The organism is Micrococcus sp. EWR3.9.1, assembly GCF_052615555.1.
In genome coordinates this window covers 1-1767 of record NZ_JBQXFD010000041.1, presented here as the reverse complement: position 1 = coordinate 1767, position 1767 = coordinate 1, and the positions used below count along the sequence as shown (strand labels likewise).

Below are 1767 nucleotides of genomic sequence, written 5' to 3'. Positions count from 1 at the left end.
CCTAGACTGACCGCATGACCGCCACTCCCGCCCTGCCCCTGCTCGTGCTCAACGGCCCCAACCTGAACCTGCTCGGCACCCGCGAGCCCGAGGTCTACGGCACGGCCACCCTCGACGACGTCCGTGCGCTCACCGAGGCCCGCGCGGCCGAGCACGGGCTGACCGTGGACTTCCGACAGTCCAACCACGAGGGCGAGCTCATCGACTGGATCCAGGAGGCCCGCACCTCCCACGCGGGCGTCCTCATCAACCCCGCCGCGTACTCGCACACCTCCATCGCCATCCGGGACGCCCTCGCCGCCGTCGACCGGCCGATCGCCGAGGTGCACATCTCCAACGTCCACCGGCGCGAGGCGTTCCGGCACCACTCGCACGTCTCCGCCGTCGCCGACGTCGTGATCGCCGGGGCGGGAGTCCAGGGCTACGCCCTCGCCGTCGACTGGCTCGCCGCGGCTGTGCGCCGCTGAGCGCTGGTCAGGCCCCGCCTGGCCGTGCCTAGGGTCGGTGGTACGAGCCGGTGGCCACATCAGGGCGCCGGCACCCGACGACGAAGGAGTCACGCCATGGGCACCCAGGATCCCCGCGCCCGTCTGCTCGAGAAGCTCGCGAAGGTGAACGTCTGCATGCTGACCACCGCTGAGCGGGACGGCACGCTCGTCACCCGCCCGATGGGCCTGCAACAGGCCGAGGACGGCGGCACGCTCTGGTTCCTCACGCGCGCCACCTCCGACGTCGCCGCGGACGCTCCGCAGCGCCCGGTCAACGTCGCCGTGCAGGACAAGGACTTCTGGGCCTCCCTCGCGGGCCACGGGCAGCTCGTCCGCGATGACGCGCGCAAGAAGGAGTTCTGGAACCCGGCCACCGAGGCGTTCTTCGGTGAGGGCTCGAACCCCGAGGATCCGCAGATCGTGCTGGTGCGCGTGGACGTGGACACCGCCCAGTTCTGGGAGTCCCCGGGCGCGGTGGCCACCGCCGTCGAGCTGGTGAAGGCCAAGGTCACCGGCGGGACCGCCGAGCCGGGCGACAGCGAGACCGTCCGGTTCTGATCCATCGTTAACCCGACGACGACGAACCCATAATATGGGTTCGTCGTCGTCTTTTAGGTCTTCCGGTGAATTAGAGCGATGGATCGAAGGCGAAGACCGCCCCATCTCCATCGTTCAGATTCAAATCCTGGAAGTAGATGCCCCGAATGTCAGCGCCTTCTGGCACCAGGAACGCATAGGTCATCTCGGAACTGAAGCCTGGCTGCAGTTGATCATTGCATTCAGGGTTCCCACGGAGTTCATAGAGTGATTCCACTGTATCGAACTCGCGACCCTGCGCATCTACAACCTTAGCCATGATAGGCAACGAGCACGTCAGGTCTATCGAGGAAGAACCGTCATTCTGGACCTCGGTCGTTGCAATTACGAAGCGGCCTCCCTGATCGGCCTCAACAACTTCAAAAGTCTCGTACCCGGAGCCCTCGCGGTGACCTGAAGTATTGCGCTCTAACGTCCGCGAAGCCTCCGCATCAATCAGGGTTACCGTTGCCCCGCCGTGTGTCTGAGTGTCACCGATGGTCGGCAGCTCCTCGAGCGTCGAAGGCGTTACACTCACCGTGGCCGCGGAAGAGGCGGATGAAGAGCTATCCGATCCCGGTGCTGCTGCAGCGCTGGTAGACGAAGCCGGATCGGCTGGCACCGAAGCGGTCTCTGTCACGGTTACCGTTGCGGTCGCTGGCCCTGCGCCCCCCTCGACCCCACAGCCGGCAAGCACACTAGC

3 protein-coding genes are annotated in these 1767 nt (G+C 66.2%); 2 read left to right on the top strand and 1 reads right to left on the bottom strand.

The window, feature by feature from the left end; genetic code table 11:
• The first annotated feature begins 14 nt into the window (after window positions 1-14).
• Both aroQ and ACUJ8O_RS11450 read left to right on the top strand, forming a co-directional pair.
• Entirely contained in the window at window positions 15-467 is a 453-nt protein-coding gene (gene aroQ / locus ACUJ8O_RS11455; protein ID WP_020628425.1) for a type II 3-dehydroquinate dehydratase, read from the top strand.
• 96 nt (window positions 468-563) lie between these two features.
• Window positions 564-1046: a pyridoxamine 5'-phosphate oxidase family protein gene (locus ACUJ8O_RS11450; RefSeq protein ID WP_020628426.1), complete on the top strand. Its 483-nt coding sequence runs from the start codon at window positions 564-566 to the stop codon at window positions 1044-1046.
• 70 nt (window positions 1047-1116) lie between these two features.
• Here the strand turns inward: ACUJ8O_RS11450 and ACUJ8O_RS11445 are convergent.
• A partial coding sequence (locus ACUJ8O_RS11445) for a DUF4352 domain-containing protein (RefSeq protein WP_445373398.1) occupies window positions 1117-1767 on the bottom strand: 651 nt, incomplete at its 5' end.